Annotated in this window: 15 protein-coding genes; 13 read left to right on the top strand and 2 right to left on the bottom strand. The window is 64.2% G+C overall.

Features of this window, described 5'->3' with window-relative positions; genetic code table 11:
• The first annotated feature begins 39 nt into the window (after nucleotides 1–39).
• The 3 genes from NKI69_RS08270 to NKI69_RS08260 all read left to right on the top strand — a co-directional run bounded on the left by NKI69_RS08270 (nucleotide 40) and on the right by NKI69_RS08260 (nucleotide 2721).
• On the top strand, nucleotides 40–894 hold the full coding sequence (locus tag NKI69_RS08270) for a MetQ/NlpA family lipoprotein (RefSeq protein ID WP_023810831.1): 855 nt from the start codon (nucleotides 40–42) through the stop codon (nucleotides 892–894).
• A gap of 92 nt (nucleotides 895–986) precedes the next feature.
• The gene (locus NKI69_RS08265; protein ID WP_023810830.1) at nucleotides 987–2084 is read left to right on the top strand and encodes a methionine ABC transporter ATP-binding protein; all 1098 of its coding nucleotides are present in this window, start codon (nucleotides 987–989) and stop codon (nucleotides 2082–2084) included.
• Nucleotides 2065–2721, top strand: a complete 657-nt coding sequence (locus NKI69_RS08260) for a methionine ABC transporter permease (RefSeq protein ID WP_023810829.1) — start codon at nucleotides 2065–2067, stop codon at nucleotides 2719–2721. Before NKI69_RS08265 ends, NKI69_RS08260 begins: the two co-directional genes overlap by 20 nt.
• Nucleotides 2722–2796: 75 nt before the next feature.
• On the opposite strand, the gene NKI69_RS08255 is transcribed toward NKI69_RS08260, so the two are convergent.
• Nucleotides 2797–3306 carry a flavin reductase gene (locus NKI69_RS08255; protein WP_023810828.1) on the bottom strand — a complete coding sequence of 170 codons (510 nt, stop codon included), beginning with the start codon at nucleotides 3304–3306 and terminating at the stop codon, nucleotides 2797–2799.
• A gap of 6 nt (nucleotides 3307–3312) precedes the next feature.
• Complete coding sequence (locus NKI69_RS08250; RefSeq protein ID WP_023810827.1) at nucleotides 3313–4857, bottom strand: 4-hydroxyphenylacetate 3-hydroxylase N-terminal domain-containing protein; 1545 nt, start codon at nucleotides 4855–4857, stop codon at nucleotides 3313–3315.
• A 92-nt stretch (nucleotides 4858–4949) separates the two neighbouring features.
• On the opposite strand from NKI69_RS08250, the gene NKI69_RS08245 reads away from it, so the two are divergent.
• From NKI69_RS08245 to NKI69_RS08200, 10 genes are all read left to right on the top strand, one after another.
• A complete protein-coding gene (locus NKI69_RS08245) occupies nucleotides 4950–5819 on the top strand; it encodes a helix-turn-helix domain-containing protein (protein ID WP_352440627.1) in 870 nt (289 codons plus the stop codon).
• A gap of 252 nt (nucleotides 5820–6071) precedes the next feature.
• Nucleotides 6072–6479, top strand: coding sequence for a hypothetical protein (locus NKI69_RS08240; RefSeq protein ID WP_245273201.1), 408 nt, complete (start codon nucleotides 6072–6074; stop codon nucleotides 6477–6479).
• Nucleotides 6480–6631: 152 nt separating this feature from the next.
• Nucleotides 6632–7726, top strand: a complete 1095-nt coding sequence (locus NKI69_RS08235; protein ID WP_352720921.1) for a transporter substrate-binding protein — start codon at nucleotides 6632–6634, stop codon at nucleotides 7724–7726.
• Complete coding sequence (locus tag NKI69_RS08230; RefSeq protein ID WP_023810823.1) at nucleotides 7723–8340, top strand: ANTAR domain-containing response regulator; 618 nt, start codon at nucleotides 7723–7725, stop codon at nucleotides 8338–8340. Before NKI69_RS08235 ends, NKI69_RS08230 begins: the two co-directional genes overlap by 4 nt.
• Nucleotides 8341–8359: 19 nt before the next feature.
• Complete coding sequence (locus tag NKI69_RS08225) at nucleotides 8360–9226, top strand: ABC transporter permease (protein WP_196815320.1); 867 nt, start codon at nucleotides 8360–8362, stop codon at nucleotides 9224–9226.
• Complete coding sequence (locus NKI69_RS08220; RefSeq protein ID WP_023810821.1) at nucleotides 9223–10143, top strand: ABC transporter permease; 921 nt, start codon at nucleotides 9223–9225, stop codon at nucleotides 10141–10143. Before NKI69_RS08225 ends, NKI69_RS08220 begins: the two co-directional genes overlap by 4 nt.
• Before the next feature lie 82 nt (nucleotides 10144–10225).
• The gene (locus NKI69_RS08215; protein ID WP_502900163.1) at nucleotides 10226–11821 is read left to right on the top strand and encodes an ABC transporter substrate-binding protein; all 1596 of its coding nucleotides are present in this window, start codon (nucleotides 10226–10228) and stop codon (nucleotides 11819–11821) included.
• Nucleotides 11811–12755, top strand: coding sequence for an acetamidase/formamidase family protein (locus NKI69_RS08210; RefSeq protein WP_352720916.1), 945 nt, complete (start codon nucleotides 11811–11813; stop codon nucleotides 12753–12755). Before NKI69_RS08215 ends, NKI69_RS08210 begins: the two co-directional genes overlap by 11 nt.
• Before the next feature lie 208 nt (nucleotides 12756–12963).
• Nucleotides 12964–14730 (top strand): ABC transporter ATP-binding protein, encoded by a 1767-nt coding sequence (locus tag NKI69_RS08205; RefSeq protein WP_352720914.1) that lies wholly within the window; start codon nucleotides 12964–12966, stop codon nucleotides 14728–14730.
• Nucleotides 14731–14939: 209 nt separating this feature from the next.
• On the top strand, nucleotides 14940–16148 hold the full coding sequence (locus NKI69_RS08200) for an ABC transporter substrate-binding protein (RefSeq protein WP_027040146.1): 1209 nt from the start codon (nucleotides 14940–14942) through the stop codon (nucleotides 16146–16148).
• Nucleotides 16149–16159 lie beyond the last annotated feature (11 nt).

Below are 16159 nucleotides of genomic sequence, written 5' to 3'. Positions count from 1 at the left end.
CCGCTTGGCCGCATGACTTCACAACCGCAGAGATCAATCATGTCCGACTTCAAAAACACTTTGCCATCTTCCTTAGGGTCAACCATCAACCGGCGCAGCGGCTTGGCTCTGCTGTTCGCATCGGCCGTAGCGATCGGTAGCCTGATGGCACCGCATGCATCGTTCGCCGAGGACAAGAAGGCGATCAAGGTCGGCATCATCAGCGGCGAGGACGAGGATGTCTGGCGCGTCGTCGTCGCGCAAGCCGCCGAAAAGGGCCTCGCCATCGAGACCGTGGTGTTCAACGACTACACCCAGCCCAACGAGGCGCTGGAGCGCGGCGAAATCGACGCCAACGCCTTTCAGCACCAGCCCTATCTCGACAACCAGATCAAGACACAGGGCTATCACATCGTGCGTGTCGGCTATACCGGCGTCTGGCCGATCGGCCTCTACTCGAAGAAGTACAAAGCAGTCGCCGACCTGCCCGAGGGCGCGGTCGTCGGCGTGCCGAACGACCCATCCAACGAAGGCCGGGCGCTGCGCGTGCTGCAGAACGAGGGCGTGATCAAGCTGAAAGACGGCACCGGCATTCTGGCCACCACCGCCGACATCGCAGAGAATGCCAAGAAGGTGGTGATCAAGGAACTCGACGCCGGCATCGTCGGCCGCTCGGTCGAGGATCTCGACGCGGCCGTGGTCAACACCGACTGGGCGCTGAAAAGCGGCCTGACGCCGGAAAACCGCATCGCGCAGGAGCCCATCGCCGACAATCCCTACCGCAATTTCATCGCGGTGAAGGCCGGCAACGAGAACGAGGCCTGGGTGAAGACGCTGGTGGCCTCCTATCAGAACGAGGCGGTGAAGGCCGAGTTCGACAAGGTCTACAAGGGCACCGGCCTCAGCGCCTATTGATCCGATCGTCGACCGGACGCCCGGTTCGAGAGCAACAGCGGTCCGCGCTCAGGCGCGGGCCGCGATTGCGTTTTCGGAGAACAGGAACATTCATGAACCAGCATATCACAGCATCCGGGGACACCACCGATCCGACCCGCGCCCGGCCCGACGCATCTCAGGATGTCGTGCGCCTCGTCGACCTGAATCGCCGCTTCGGTGTGACGGCGGCGCTCGACGGCATTTCGCTGACCGTGCGCAAGGGCGAGATCCTCGGTATCATCGGTCGCAGCGGCGCCGGCAAGTCGACGCTGATCCGCTGCCTGAACGGGCTGGAAAGGCCTGACTCCGGCGAAGTGTTCATCGAGGGCCGCGAGATCAGCCGGCTAGGCGAGCGCGACCTGCAGCCGTTGCGGCGACGCATCGGCATGATCTTCCAGCATTTCAACCTGCTGTCGGCCAAGACCGTCGAGGACAATGTGGCGCTGCCGCTGAAGATCGAGGGCCGCCCGAAAGCCGAGAGGCTGAAGCGCGCCGCCGAACTGCTCGATCTCGTCGGCCTGTCGGAGAAAGCAAAAGCCTATCCGGCGTCGCTGTCGGGTGGCCAGAAGCAGCGCGTCGGCATCGCCAGGGCGCTGGCAGCACGGCCGGCGCTGCTTTTGTCGGATGAAGCCACTTCGGCGCTCGATCCGGAGACGACGCGCTCGATCCTTGCGCTGCTCAGGGATATCAACCGGCAGCTCGGCCTGACCATCCTGCTGATCACCCATGAGATGGAGGTGATCCGCTCGATCGCCGACCGCGTGGCGGTGATCGATGCCGGGCGCATCGTCGAGGAAGGCCCGGTCTGGTCGGTGTTCGCCGACCCGCGCTCGGACATCACCAGAAGCCTGCTCGGCGCCATCCGGCCGCAGCTGCCAGCCGAACTGGCGGCCCGGCTGCTGCCGGGGGCCGGCGCGGAGACGATCCTGCGCGTGGATGTGGCCGGCGAAGCGGCAAGCGGGCCATTGCTGTCCGACCTTGCCACGGCTGTTCCAGGCACCTTCCGCCTCGTCCATGGCGGCATCGACCATATCCAGCAGCAGCCGGTCGGCACGCTGTTCCTTTCGGTTCCCGGCAGCGATGCAAATCATCTCGCTGACATCATCACATTCCTGAAGGCCCGCCAGGCGCGGGTGGAGGTGCTTGGCCATGTCGCCGATCCTGTTTGAACTTCTGCTGCGTTCGATCTGGGAGACGGTGCTGATGACGGCCGCCTCCGGCCTCATCTCGCTGGTCTTCGGCCTGCCGCTCGGCCTGGCCTTGATCGCCACCGAACGCGGCGGGATTGCCGAAAGCCTGTGGGTGAACCGGTCGCTTGGCGCCGTCATCAACGGCTTCCGTTCGGTGCCCTTCATCATTCTTCTGGTCGCGCTCATCCCGGTGACGCGGCTGATCGTCGGCACCTCGATCGGCACATGGGCGGCCATCGTGCCGCTGTCGATCGCCGCCACGCCCTACTATGCGCGCATCGCCGAAGTGTCGCTGCGCGAAGTCGATCGCGGGCTGATCGAGGCGGCGCGCGCCATGGGCGGCAACCGCTGGACGATCATCCGCGAGGTGCTGGTGCCGGAAGCCCTGCCCGGCATTGTCGCCGGCTTCACGGTGACGCTGGTGACGCTGATCGGTGCCTCGGCCATGGCCGGCGCCATCGGTGCCGGCGGCCTCGGCGACCTCGCCATCCGCTACGGCTATCAACGATTTGAGACGTCCATCATGATCGCCGTGGTCATCGTGCTGATCATCCTGGTCTGCGGCATCCAGTGGGCGGGGGACCGGCTGGTGGCGAGGCTGGATCGGCGGGGGTGAAAGACTGGCTGATGGCACGGCCGGGGACGGGATAGGCGGAGGCCTTCCCGCCACCAAACCGTCTGACGCCCGGCTTCACCCGCCAAAGCTGCCCAGCCGCGTCGGCTGCGTATAGCTGCGGTCGACATAGAGCAGGGCCGAGCCGCCGCTGCCGTGCCGGACATCGATGACGCGGCCGATCATGACATTGTGCGTGCCGACGATATGCACAGTCTCGATCTCGCAATCGAAATTGACGATCGCATCCGACAGCGCCGGCGTACCGGAGGTCAGCGTCTGCCAGCGTGCGGCGGAGTAGCGCGCTTCCATGTCCCTGGTCGCGCCGGCGAACTTTCCCGCCAGATGCATGTGGTCATGCGTCAGCACGTTGACGCAGAAGCGCTGGTTGGACAGGAACATGGCGGCCTGCGTCGAGCGCCCGTTCATGCACACCAGCAGCGTCGGCGGCTCGTCGGAGACGCTGCACATGGCGGTGGCGGTGAAGCCGCCGCGCCCTGCCGGGCCATCGGTGGTGACGATGTTGACCGGCGCGCAGACCCTCGCCATGGCGTCGCGGAAATCGGTTTTCGAAATCTGCGTGGCCATCTGGTTTCACTCGGCCGTTGAGACAAGCGGATTGAACCAGGTATCGCCCGTCCAGCCATTCTCGTCATAGTCGGCCATGCAGGTGTCGACGAGCTCTTCCATCGCCTTCAGCCGCCCGCCGCGTTCAGCTCCTTTCAGCACCTGCAGCCGCACCTCTTCCGGCGCGCCGGCATAGTTGAGCTCGTAGAGCGCGTGACGGCCGCCGAACTCGGTGCCGGTCGCGTCCCACAAAAGCTTCATGATCTTGATGCGCTCGATGTGGCCCATGTCGTTGGAGCCGCGCACATATTGCGCCAGATACTTGTCGATCTCGGGGTTGTTGAAGTCGCGCACCGACGACGGCAGGTAGATCAGCCCGGACGCGATCACCCGGCGCACGGTGTCGATGACGCGCGGATAGGCTTCCGACATGAAGGTGCGGTAGGCGAGCGCGGCTTCCAGATTGGGCAGCACCGCACCATTCGCCCACGGGATCGGGTTGTAGGCCATGGCGTTGGAAAAGCTCCAGAACATGTGCCGCAGTGCAATGACCTCGCCCAGTGCCGCCTGGTTGCCGCGGAAAGCATCGCCGCCCGTGGCGCGCAGCGCCTTGGCCAGCAGGCCGGCGAGGAAATCGAGCTTGACGGCGAAACGCGTGCAGCCCTGGAAGCAGTAGCCATGCATGAAGCCGGACGCCGGGTGGAAGGACAGGATCTTCTGCGCATCGCGCAGCACCAGCACGTCCTCCCAGGGGATGAAGACATTGTCGAGCACTAGGATCGCGTCGTTCTCGTCGAAGCGTGACGACAGCGGATAGTCGAACGGCGCCGCCACCGTGTTGGCCGTCTGCTCGTAGGAGACGCGGCAGAACATCTTTATCCCCGGCGCATTCATCGGCACGATGAACATCACCGACAGCGACGGATCCTCGGTGACCGTCGCCGATCCCTGCGCCAGGAAGTTATAGTGCGTCAGCGCCGAGGACGTCGCCACCACCTTGGCGCCGGAGACGTAGATGCCGGCATCCGTCTCCTTGGTGATGTGGACGAAGACGTCCTTCACCTGTTCGGCCGGCTTGTGGCGGTCAATCGGCGGGTTGACGATGGCATGGTTCATGAACAGCACGGCTTCCTGGGCACGCCTGTGCCAGGACAGGGCATTGTCCCTGAACGGCCCGTACCAGTCTGCGTTGGCGCCGAGCGTATTCATCAGCGCCGCCTTGTAGTCGGGCGTGCGCCCCATCCAGCCATAGGACATGCGTGACCACTCGGCGATCGCCGTCTGCTGGGCGGCGAGTTCGCCAGAGGATTTGGCGACGCGGAAATATTTGTGGGTGTAGCCGCCCGAGCCGGTGTCGGTCGGCGAAGTCAGCGTGTCCCGTCGCAGGGGATCATGCAGCGCATCGTAGAGGCGCGCCAGCGACCGCGCCGAATTGCGCATCGACGGGTGCGTGGTGACATCGGCAATGCGTTCGCCATTGATATAGACCTCGCGGCCGTCGCGCAGGCTCTCCAGATACTCGGCCCCGGTGAACGGCCGTGCCTTGTCGGCGCGGAAGTCTTCTGATCGCATGATGGTCCTCCTCTTGAGTCGCAACACTAGCGCCTTGGGCATGCATCGGTTATGGACGGAACGGCAAAACCGATTGGACTTTTTCAGGCGCCATGAGCCAGAATTCCATCCCCGACTTCTTCGTCTATGGCGAGCCTGTGCGGCCGCTCGATGTCGGTTTCCTGCATGTCGAGACGGTGCTTGCGCGCAGCAATATCCATCTTGGTCAGGTTGCGGCGCACAAGCATCCGCAGATGGGCCAGATCACCTACTGGACCAGCGGCTCCGGCACCTACCGTATCGAAGACCGATCCTGGGACTTTTCGGCGCCTGCCGTCAGCTTCGTGCCGAGCGCTGTCGTGCATGGCTTCTCGATCGGACCCGGCACCGATGCCATCGTCGTCTCGGTCGCCGACGGCGCGCTCGCGGCCATCGCCGCTCACAGCCTGCTGCCGCTGGACAGGCCGGTCTTTGCCGACGGTCTGCCACGACACGCAGCGTGGGCGAGACTGGCGGCGGTGCTGGAGATGATCGCCGCCGAATATGCCGAGGCGCAAGCCGGCAATGACAGGGTCCTGCCGGCGCTGATCGCCGTCGCACTCTCCCAAATTGCGCGCCTCAGCCCCGGCGTGACCGCCTCCGCCGCCTCTTCCGATGCTTCGCTGGCGCGGGGCCTGCGTCGGCTCGCCGACACGCATTTCCGCGACAACTGGCCGGTCGATCGCTACGTCGAGGCGCTGGCCACCACGCCGCATCTTCTCGACAAGGCTGCCCATGCGGTTCTGGGCGCCGGCGTCAAGCGGGTCGTCAGCGAAAGGCGGCTGCTGGAGGCCAAGCGCCTGCTGCTGTTCACCGTACGCACGGTGGAGGACATCGCCTACGAGATCGGCTTCGACGACCCGGCGTATTTTTCACGGTTCTTTCGCGCGCGAGTCGGCGAAGCGCCCGCCGCCTGGCGCCGGAAGCACTTGCAGGGCCATTGATCCTGCGTGAAATGCAGACCCCGTGACGCGCAATCCTCGATGTTGCAGCCACAGCCACTTTTTCGTGAAGCTGAACGGGTTGATCCCTTCGCCTGCCTGCCTAGGTAGAAAGGAGCGGCGGGTGCCACGCAAATCTGACATCGGACCAATCTGACGGTCGGCATGATATTTTCCTGCATTCAAAAGCTTGCCCTTCCTATTCTCTTCGTTGGCATCCAGTCTTCCTGCGTCGTTCCCGACGATACGTCGCGCGTGGCCAAGGTTGACCCCACCGCGGCGGCGGCTCGCAAGGAGATGGTCGGCCTCAGCGAAGCCGACGTCCGCATGTGCGCGGGGTTTCCGACCGCCACCGCGGACGCCGGCCGATCGGGCCAGATCTGGTCCTATAAGCGCGTCGTTCAGCGCGGCAATCTCAGCATCGTCGTCCCAACCATGGCATTGGGCGCGATCCCGGCGGTCGGTGGCTCCGTCAATGTCGCTCCCGGCGGTTATTGCGATACGCAAATTCGCATGGTCGACGGTCGCGTCGCCGAAGTTGCCTACGCCGGCGACAACAATATGCCGAACAGGCGCGACGCGCTTTGTGTCAGCACGGTGGACGCCTGCGTGACCTATGCGCGTCAACACGGTCAGAGGCCAGTGGCAGCGAAACGGCGATGACGGTCACGCAAATATCGTTGAGGGCTTGACTGACCCGCCGGACAGAATACGCTAGCGCAAAATACCGGCTCTGATCGCCGGGCGGCAAGAATGCCTCGTATGCCTCGCCCTCCCGGCGCTGGCTGCGAGGCATTGTCATTTTGGGGATCTGTTTGAAACGGCGTATCGAGATCGGCGTCCTATATTCCCGCTCGGGGAGCTATCAGCTCGTCTCCGATGCGTGCCGCATCGGCGCCATGCGCGCCATCGCCGACATCAACGCCGATCGCAGCTCAGGTATCGAACTGGTGCCGGTCGAGCGCGATCCGCAAAGCAATGCCGACCGCTACGCAACGCTGTGCGAGGATATTTTCAGGACCAGCAGCGCGCGCCATGTCGTCGGGTGCGTCACCTCGTGGAGCCGCAAGGAAACCATTCCGGTGCTCGAGAAGGCGGGCGGCATGCTGTGGTACGCCTGCCCCTATGAGGGCTTCGAGGCCAACGAGCACGTCGTCTACATGCACGCCTGCCCCAACCAGCATCTGGTGCCGTTGATGGCGCATGTCGTGCCGCGTTTCGGCGCCAACGGTTTCCTGCTTGGCTCGAACTATATCTGGGGCTGGGAGATGAACCGCGTCGCCCGCGACCTGATCGCCGATGCCGGCGGCAAGGTTCTGGGCGAACGCTATCTGCGCATCGGCGAGACCGACGTGTCGCGTCTGATCGCGGAAATCCGCGCCACGCGGCCGAACTTCATCCTCAACAACCTGATCGGCACCTCGTCCTACGCCTTCCTCGCGGCCTATCGCGACCTAGGTCACGAGGATGCCGCCTTCAGTCCCGAGACTTGTCCCGTCATCTCCTGCAACCTCACCGAAGGTGAGCTGCCGGCGATCGGTGAATCCGGCAAGGGACATCTATCGGTCGGGCCGTACTTCGCGCCGCGGCCGGCCGCCTTCGCCTCGTCTTTCGAGGCCTCCGCCTATGCCTCCGTGCAGGTGATGGCCGACGTGCTCTCCAGCAATCCCGAAGCCGGTCCGGCGGAATTTTCCAGAGCCTTCGCAGAACGCCGCTTCTCCACCCGGCTCGGGCCGATCGCCATCGACGCGCACTCGCAGCACGCCACATTGCCGGTGATCATCGGGCGGATCGCGGACGGCTTCTTCGAGGTCGTCAGCCGCGAAGACGAAGTCGCGCCGGATCCCTATCTGTCGCGCTACGACCCGGCAAAAACATTCGGCCGCCCACGCCTGAGGGTGGTGTCGTGACGAGAGCCCCACGCATCCCCAATCTCGGCGGCGCCAAGGCGTTTATCCTGCATCGCCCGCATCCGACGGTGCAGGCGATCACCAGGCAATTGTCGGCCATCGGCCTGATCACGCTGGACTGCTGGCCGGAACTGCCGCCCGAGGCGCTGGCGGCCGATTTCGTGTTCTTCGACGCCGATCTCGGTTTCGACGAGCAGTTCCCCTGGAAGCCGGGCGAGGCGCCGATGCCGCTGGTGGCGCTGATCGGCTCCGAGGCGCCGGGCCGCATCGAATGGGCGCTGTCGCACAAGGCCGATGCCCAGCTCCTGAAGCCGGTCGGCAATGCCGGCGTCTACAGCGCGCTGCTGATCGCGCGCCAGAGTTTCGAGGCGCGAAAACACCTGGCCAGTGAGATTGCCTCGCTTCGCCAGCGCGTCGCCGAGCGCCAGACCATCGTGCGCGCGGTCACCGCACTGGCGAAAGGCACCGATGACGGCCGCGCCTATGCGCAGCTTCGCTCGCTGGCTATGAGCTGGCAGATCAGCGTCGAGGATGCCGCGCGGCGGATCGTGGCAATGACAAGTGAAGAAGCAACAGGGGAAGAAGGCGGCGATGACCAGTCCCATCGCGCCTGATCTCACCGCGCCAGGGCGCATGCCGGTCAAACCACGCGCCGGCGTCTGGCGCCGGCTGGTCAGGCGCCGTCTCGCACTGCTTGGGCTGATGATCGTCGCCATTGTCGTTGCCGGCGCCGTGCTGGCGCCATGGCTGACTGGCTATGATCCCAACGAGCAGATGTTCGACGGCCTGACCATCGAGGGCTCGCCCTTGCCGCCGGATGCAAAATTCTGGCTGGGCACCGACCTGCTCGGCCGTGACCTGTTGACCCGCATCCTCTACGGCGCCCGCACCTCGCTGATCATCGGCATCGTCGCCAATGGCGTGGCGCTGTTCATCGGCACGCTGGTCGGTGTTGTCGCCGGCTATTTCCGTGGCTGGATCGGCAGCGCGCTGATGCGCTTCACCGATTTGATGATGGCGTTTCCGGCACTGCTGCTCGCCATTTGCCTGGCGGCGGTGTTCGAGCCCAGCCTGTGGATCGTCGCCATGGTCATCGCGCTGGTCAACTGGGTGCAGACCGCCCGCGTCATCTACACCGAAACCTCTTCGCTGGCCGAGCGCGAATTCATCGACGCCGAACGCACCATTGGGGCGAGTGCACCGCGCATCCTGTTTCGCCATATCCTGCCGCATCTGCTGCCGACCATCATCGTCTGGGGCACGCTCGGCATCTCGACCACGGTGCTGCTCGAGGCGACACTCTCCTTCCTCGGCATCGGCGTGCAGCCGCCGACGGCGTCGTGGGGCAACATCATCTTCGAGAACCAGACCTATTTCCAGGCCGCACCCTGGCTGGTGTTCTTCCCCGGTGCCGCGATCCTGGCGCTGGCGCTGGCCTTCAACCTGATCGGCGACGCACTGCGCGACATCCTCGATCCGACGCAGAGGGGCCGGGCATGATCGCCTATCTCGGCCGCCGCCTGATCCAGTCGCTGCTGATCCTGCTCGGCGTCTCGCTGATCACTTTCGCGCTGCTCTATCTCCTGCCCGCCGATCCGGTGCGCCAGATCGCCGGTCGCAGCGCCACGCCGCAGACGGTCGAGAACATCCGCCAGCAGCTCGGCCTCGACCAGCCCTTCATCGTCCAGTACTGGCGCTATCTCACGAAGCTCATCAGCGGCGATCTCGGCCGCTCCTACATCCAGCGCTCCGAAGTCACCGAGCTGATCGTCTCACGGCTGCCGGCCAGCTTGTTGCTGATGGTCGGCGCCATCCTGTGCGAGCTGCTGCTCGGCCTGAGCATGGGCCTGATCGCTGCCGTCAAGCGCGGTACCGCCACCGACCAGACGCTGATGGTCGCCTCCTTCGTCGGCGTTTCGGCGCCGCAATTCGTCGTCGGCCTGCTGCTGCTCTACGTCTTTGCCGTGCGGCTCAGCTGGTTCCCGATCGGCGGCTATGGCACCTGGCGTCATCTCGTGCTGCCGTCGCTGACCATGGGCATACTCGGCGCCGGCTGGTACGCCCGCATGATGCGCTCGTCGATGATCGATGTTCTGCGCCAGGATTATGTCCGCACCGCCCGCGCCAAGGGCCTGGCGCGGCGAGCCATCCTGTTCCGCCATGCACTGCCCAACGCCATCCTGCCGGTCATCGCCATGATCGGCATCGACATCGGCATCTTCATGGGTGGCATTGTCGTCGTCGAAAGCGTGTTCGGCTGGCCTGGCATTGGCCAGCTGGCGTGGCAGGCCATCCAGCGCGTGGACATCCCGATCATCATGGGCGTCACCCTGATCTCGGCCTTCGCCATCGTGCTCGGTAATCTGCTGGCCGACGTCATCGCGCCCTTCATCGACCCCCGCATCAAGCTCAGATGAAAATGAAAACCAGACAGAGAAAGGGAACATAAAAATGAAAAAGTTTCTCGCATCCACGGTAGCGGTATCGGCGCTGGCGCTGATGCTCGGCATGACAAGTGTTCGCGCCGAAGACGCCGTCGACCCGAACGCCAAGCAGGGCGGCGCCATCACCATCACCTACAAGGACGATGTCGCCACGCTCGATCCGGCGATCGGTTATGACTGGCAGAACTGGTCGATGATCAAGAGCCTGTTCGACGGGCTGATGGACTACGAGCCGGGCACCACCAATTTGAAACCCGACCTCGCCGAAAGCAACGAGATCTCGCCCGACGGCAAGACCTTCACCTTCAAGCTGCGCCATGGCGTGAAATTTCACAATGGCCGCGAAATGACCGCCGACGACGTGAAATATTCGCTCGACCGCGTCACCAATCCAAAGACCCAGAGCCCCGGCGCCGGCTTTTTCGGCTCGATCAAGGGCTATGACGATGTCGCCGCCGGCAAGGCCGAGAGCCTCTCCGGCGTCACCGTCGTCGACCCCTACACGGTCAAGTTCGAACTGACCCGCCCCGACGCAACCTTCCTGCATGTCATGGCCATCAACTTCTCGCATGTCGTGCCGAAGGAAGAGGTCGAGAAATACGGCGCCGATTTCGGCAAGCATCCGGTCGGCACCGGCGCCTTCAAGCTCGCCGAGTGGACACTCGGCCAGCGCATCGTCTTCGAGCGCAATGCGGACTATTGGCACAAGGGCCTGCCGCATCTGGACAAGATCACCTTCGAGATCGGCCAGGAGCCGATCGTTGCGCTGCTGCGCCTGCAGAAGGGCGAGATCGACGTGCCCGGCGACGGCATTCCGCCGGCAAAATTCCAGGAGGTGATGGCTGATCCCGAGCAGAAGGCGCGCGTCGTCGAAGGCGGCCAGCTGCACACCGGCTATGTCACCATGAACACCACCATGGCGCCGTTCGATAATGTGAAGGTGCGCCAGGCGGTCAACATGGCGATCAACAAGGCGCGCGTGATCCAGATCATCAACGGCCGCGCCGTGCCGGCCAATCAGCCGCTGCCGCCGTCGATGCCGGGCTACGACAAGGAATACAAGGGCTATCCCTATGACGTCGCCAAGGCCAAGGCCCTGCTTGCCGAGGCCGGCCATCCCGATGGTTTCGAGACGCAATTGTTCGCCATGAACACCGATCCCAACCCGCGCATCGCCCAGGCGATCCAGCAGGACCTGGCGGCCATTGGCATCAAGGCCAGCATCCAGTCGCTGGCGCAGGCCAATGTCATTGCCGCCGGCGGCGACAAGGCCGGCGCACCGATGATCTGGTCCGGCGGCATGGCCTGGATCGCCGACTTCCCCGATCCGTCGAACTTCTACGGCCCGATCCTCGGCTGCGCCGGTGCGGTGCCGGGCGGCTGGAACTGGTCGTGGTACTGCAACAAGGATCTCGACGCCAAGGCGGCCGAGGCCGACTCGGTGGTCGATCCCGCCAAGGCTGGCGAACGCGACAAGATGTGGAGCGCCATCTACGACAAGGTGATGGAGGACGCGCCTTGGGCGCCGGTCTTCAACGAGCAGCGCTTCACCATGAAATCGGCGCGCATGGGCGGCGCCGACAACCTCTATGTCGACCCGGTCCATATCCCGATCAACTACGACAATGTGTACGTAAAAGATGTGCAATAACTGCGACTACACCATCCACGGGCGCCAACATCATTTCGGCTGGGACAATTCGTTTGCCCCGGTCGAGCGGGTGGCGCCCGGCTCGACCATCGAGTTCCAGTGCCTGGATTCCTCTGGTGGCCAGTTGAAGGCCGACAGCACGGTCGCCGACGTCGCCAAGCTCGACTTCGCCACCGTCAATCCGGTGACCGGGCCGATCTTCGTCGAGGGCGCCGAGCCGGGTGACGCACTGAAGGTGACGATCGAGATGTTCAAACCGTCCGGCTTCGGCTGGACGGCCAACATTCCGGGCTTCGGGCTGCTCGCCGACGACTTCAAGGAGCCGGCGCTGAACATCTGGAAGTACGACGCTGCCTCGCTCGAGCCGGCGCTGTTCGGCAAAAATGCGAGGGTGCCGCTGAAACCCTTCGCCGGCACCATCGGCAACGCCCTGGCGGAAAAGGGTCACCACTCGGTGGTCCCGCCAAGACGCGTCGGCGGCAATCTCGACATCCGCGATCTCGCCGCCGGCACCACGCTGTACCTGCCGGTGGAAGTGGCGGGCGCGCTGTTTTCGGTCGGCGACACCCATGCCGCGCAAGGCGACGGCGAGGTCTGCGGCACGGCGATCGAAAGTCCGATGGACGTCGTGCTCAAGCTCGACCTGGTCAAGGATGCCAGGCTGAAGACGCCGCGCTTCACCACGCCAGGCCCGGTGACGCGCCATCTCGACGCCAAGGGCTATGAGGTGACGACGGGAGTTGGGCCGGACCTGATGACGGGTGCAAAGGAGGCGGTTGCCCAGATGGTCGACCTGCTTTCCACCCGCTACAGAATAGACCCCGTCGAGGCCTACATGCTGGCCTCGGTCTGCGGCGATCTCCGCATCAGCGAGATCGTCGACATGCCGAACTGGGTGGTGTCGTTCTACTTCCCGCGCTGCGTGTTTGAATGAGGTTGGGCCGGCGCTGCACCCCCCTCTGTCCTGCCGGACATCTCCCCCGCAAGGGGGGAGATCGGATGTCACGACGGGCTTCGCCACTTTTCAACGGTGACGAATGGACGCCGCGGCAAAGCCGCCAATCTCCCCCCTTGCGGGGGAGATGTCCGGCAGGACAGAGGGGGGTGTGCCGGAGTAAATCCCCCTCCGGGTCACACGCGCAATGATCGCCGCCAGCAAACCCATCCTCCACATCGCCAACCTCTGCGTCAGCGTGCGCGGCGAAGATGGCGAGCGCGAGGTCGTCTCCGACCTGTCGCTGACTTTGGCGCGTGGCGAGACGCTCTGCATTGCCGGTGAATCCGGCTCCGGCAAATCGATGACCGCACTGGCCATCATGCAATTGCTGCCGCAGCCCTCGGCACGCATATCGTCTGGGAAAATCCATCTCGGCGATACAGATCTGACAACTCTGGACGAGCGCCGGATGCGGCGCATCCGCGGCGACCGCATCGCCATGATCTTCCAGGAGCCGATGACCTCGCTCAACCCCGTGCTGTCGATCGGCCGGCAGCTCACCGAATCCATTGAGGCACACACCAGCCTGTCGCAGGGCGAAGTCCGCCGGCGCGCCATCGAGGCTCTGAAAGCGGTGCGCATTTCGGAAGCCGAAAGCCGGCTAAAGCAGTTTCCGCACGAACTGTCCGGCGGCATGCGCCAGCGGGTGATGATCGCCATGGCGCTGGCGCTCGAGCCGGACGTGCTGATCGCCGACGAGCCGACGACGGCACTTGACGTCACCGTGCAAGGCGAGGTGCTGGAGCTGCTGCGCGACCTGCAGCGCCAGCACGGCACCAGTGTCATCCTGATCACCCACGACATGGGCGTCGTCGCCGAAATGGCCGACCGCGTCATCATCATGCGGCATGGCCGCATGGTCGAAGAGGGGAAAACCGCCGACATTTTTTCCAGGCCACAAGCCGACTACACGCGCGAACTGCTTGCCGCCGTACCGCGCATCGGCAGCGGCGTCGGCCGACAGACATCCAGGGAGGCCGATACGACGACGGCATCGGCCAATGTCGCCGAGGTCAAGGACCTGCATGTCCGCTTCGACCTGCATGGCGGTTTCTTCGGTCGGGTCAACCGGCGCGTTCACGCCGTCGAAGGCGTCAGCTTCTCGATCGCGCCCAACGAGACGCTGGCGTTGGTCGGCGAGTCCGGTTGCGGCAAGTCGACCACTGCCAAGGCGCTGGCCGGACTGGTGCCTTTCAGCGGCGACATCGTCATCGGCGGGCGCAATCTGTCGGGCCTTGGCCGCGACGAGCGTAAGGCGGTGCGCCGCGACGTGCAGATGATTTTTCAGGATCCCTACGCCTCGCTCGACCCGCGCATGCGCGTCGGCGAACTCGTCGCCGAGCCGCTGCTGATCCATGGCATCGCCTCGAAGCAAGAGCGCAGCGACCGTGTGGCCGCGCTGTTCGAGCGCGTCGGCCTGTCGGCCGATCAGATGGAACTCTATCCGCATGAATTCTCCGGCGGCCAGCGCCAGCGCGTCTGTATTGCGCGTGCCCTTGCGCTGCGGCCGAAGCTGATCATCGCCGACGAAAGCGTCTCGGCGCTCGACGTCTCGGTGCAGGCGCGCGTGCTCGATCTGTTGAAGGAATTGCAGCGCGAATTCGGCGTCGCCTATCTCTTCATCTCGCATGACATGGCTGTGGTCGAGAACATCTCCGACCGCGTCGCCGTCATGTATCTCGGCCAGATCGTCGAGATGGGCACGCGCGACCAGGTCTTTTCCAACCCGCGTCATCCCTACACCAGGCGGCTGATCGAAGCCGTGCCCGTGCCCGATCCGGCTAAGCGGCGAAGCCGCTTCGCCCGCCTCGACCAGGAGATCCCGAGCGCCACCCGCAGGATCGGCGAGGCGCCGTTGAAACTGGCGCTGAGGGATGTCGGCAACGGCCACCTCGTCGCCGCCGAGGGCTGAGGCAAGTACCGCCGCGGGTCGCGGTTCACGTGTTTGTGTTTCTATCTCGGGCTCAACGCCGGCATTCTGTCCCCAAAGCGCATCGCTTCGAACACGAAATCCGGGACGGCCTCTTGCCCTCTGTCCCTATCTTCCTCATGTTCAATACCATTGCGATGATCGATCGTAGGAGGGTCGGTCGGATTCATCGCTATGGGAGGAAGTCAACCATGAAGGTAAGCCTTTTCGTTTCCGCAGCGCTTCTCGCCGCATCCGCGATCCCCGCCTCGGCCGCCGAAATTTCCGACGGCAAGGTCAAGATCGGCATCCTCAACGACCAGTCGGGCGTCTATGCCGATTTCGGCGGCAAGTGGTCGGTCGAGGCGGCCAAGATGGCGGTCGAGGATTTCGGCGGCAAGGTGCAGGGAGCGCCGATAGAAATCATCAGCGCCGACCACCAGAACAAACCGGATATCGCCTCCAACATCGCGCGGCAGTGGTATGACACCGAACAGGTCGATGCCATCATGGAACTGACGACCTCTTCGGTGGCGCTCGCCGTCCAGGGGATTTCCAAGGAAAAGAAGAAGATCGACATCGTCACCGGCGCGGCGACCACGGAGCTGACCGGCAAACAATGCTCGCCCTATGGCTTCCACTGGGCCTATGACACACATTCGCAAGCGGTGGGCACCGGCGGCTCTCTCGTGCAGCAGGGCGGCGACAGCTGGTTCTTCGTCACCGTCGACTATGCATTCGGCTATTCGCTGAAGGATCAGACCACCAAGTTCGTCGAGAGCCATGGCGGCAAGGTGCTGGGCGAGGTGCGTTATCCCCTGGGATCGACCGATTATTCGTCCTTCCTGCTGCAGGCGCAATCGTCGGGCGCCAAGGTCATCGGCCTGGCCAATGCCGGCCTCGATACCTCCAACTCGATCAAGCAAGCGGCCGAATTCGGCATCGTGCAGGGCGGTCAGCGTCTTGCCGCACTCCTGTTCACGCTGGCCGAGGTGCATGGGCTTGGCCTTCAAGCGGCGCAGGGCGTTGTGCTGACCGAAGGCTATTATTGGGATCGCGACGACAAGAGCCGCGAATTCGGGCAGCGCTTTTTCAAGCGCACCAACCGCATGCCGAACATGATCCAGGCCTCGACCTATTCGGCGGTGACGCAGTACCTGAAAGCGATCGACAAGGCCGGCACGGACGAGACCGAAGCGGTCGCCAAGCAACTGCATTCGATGCCCGTGGACGACGCCGCGATAACCAACGGCAAAGTGCAGGCGGACGGCAACATGGTCCATGACATGTACCTCTATCAGGTCAAGTCGCCAGCCGAGAGCACCAAGGAGTGGGACTACTACAAATATCTCGCCACCATTCCTGGCAACGAGGCCTTCCTTAGCGAAAAGGAAAGCGGCTGTCCGACGGCCGGCCAGTGATCGGCGCGGCC

Origin of the sequence: Mesorhizobium sp. M0491, from assembly GCF_040321265.1 — a bacterium.
In the GTDB taxonomy this organism is placed as follows: Bacteria; Pseudomonadota; Alphaproteobacteria; order Rhizobiales; family Rhizobiaceae; genus Mesorhizobium.
Note: the sequence above shows the minus strand (reverse complement) of the source record. Positions and strands in the feature narration are given on the sequence as shown.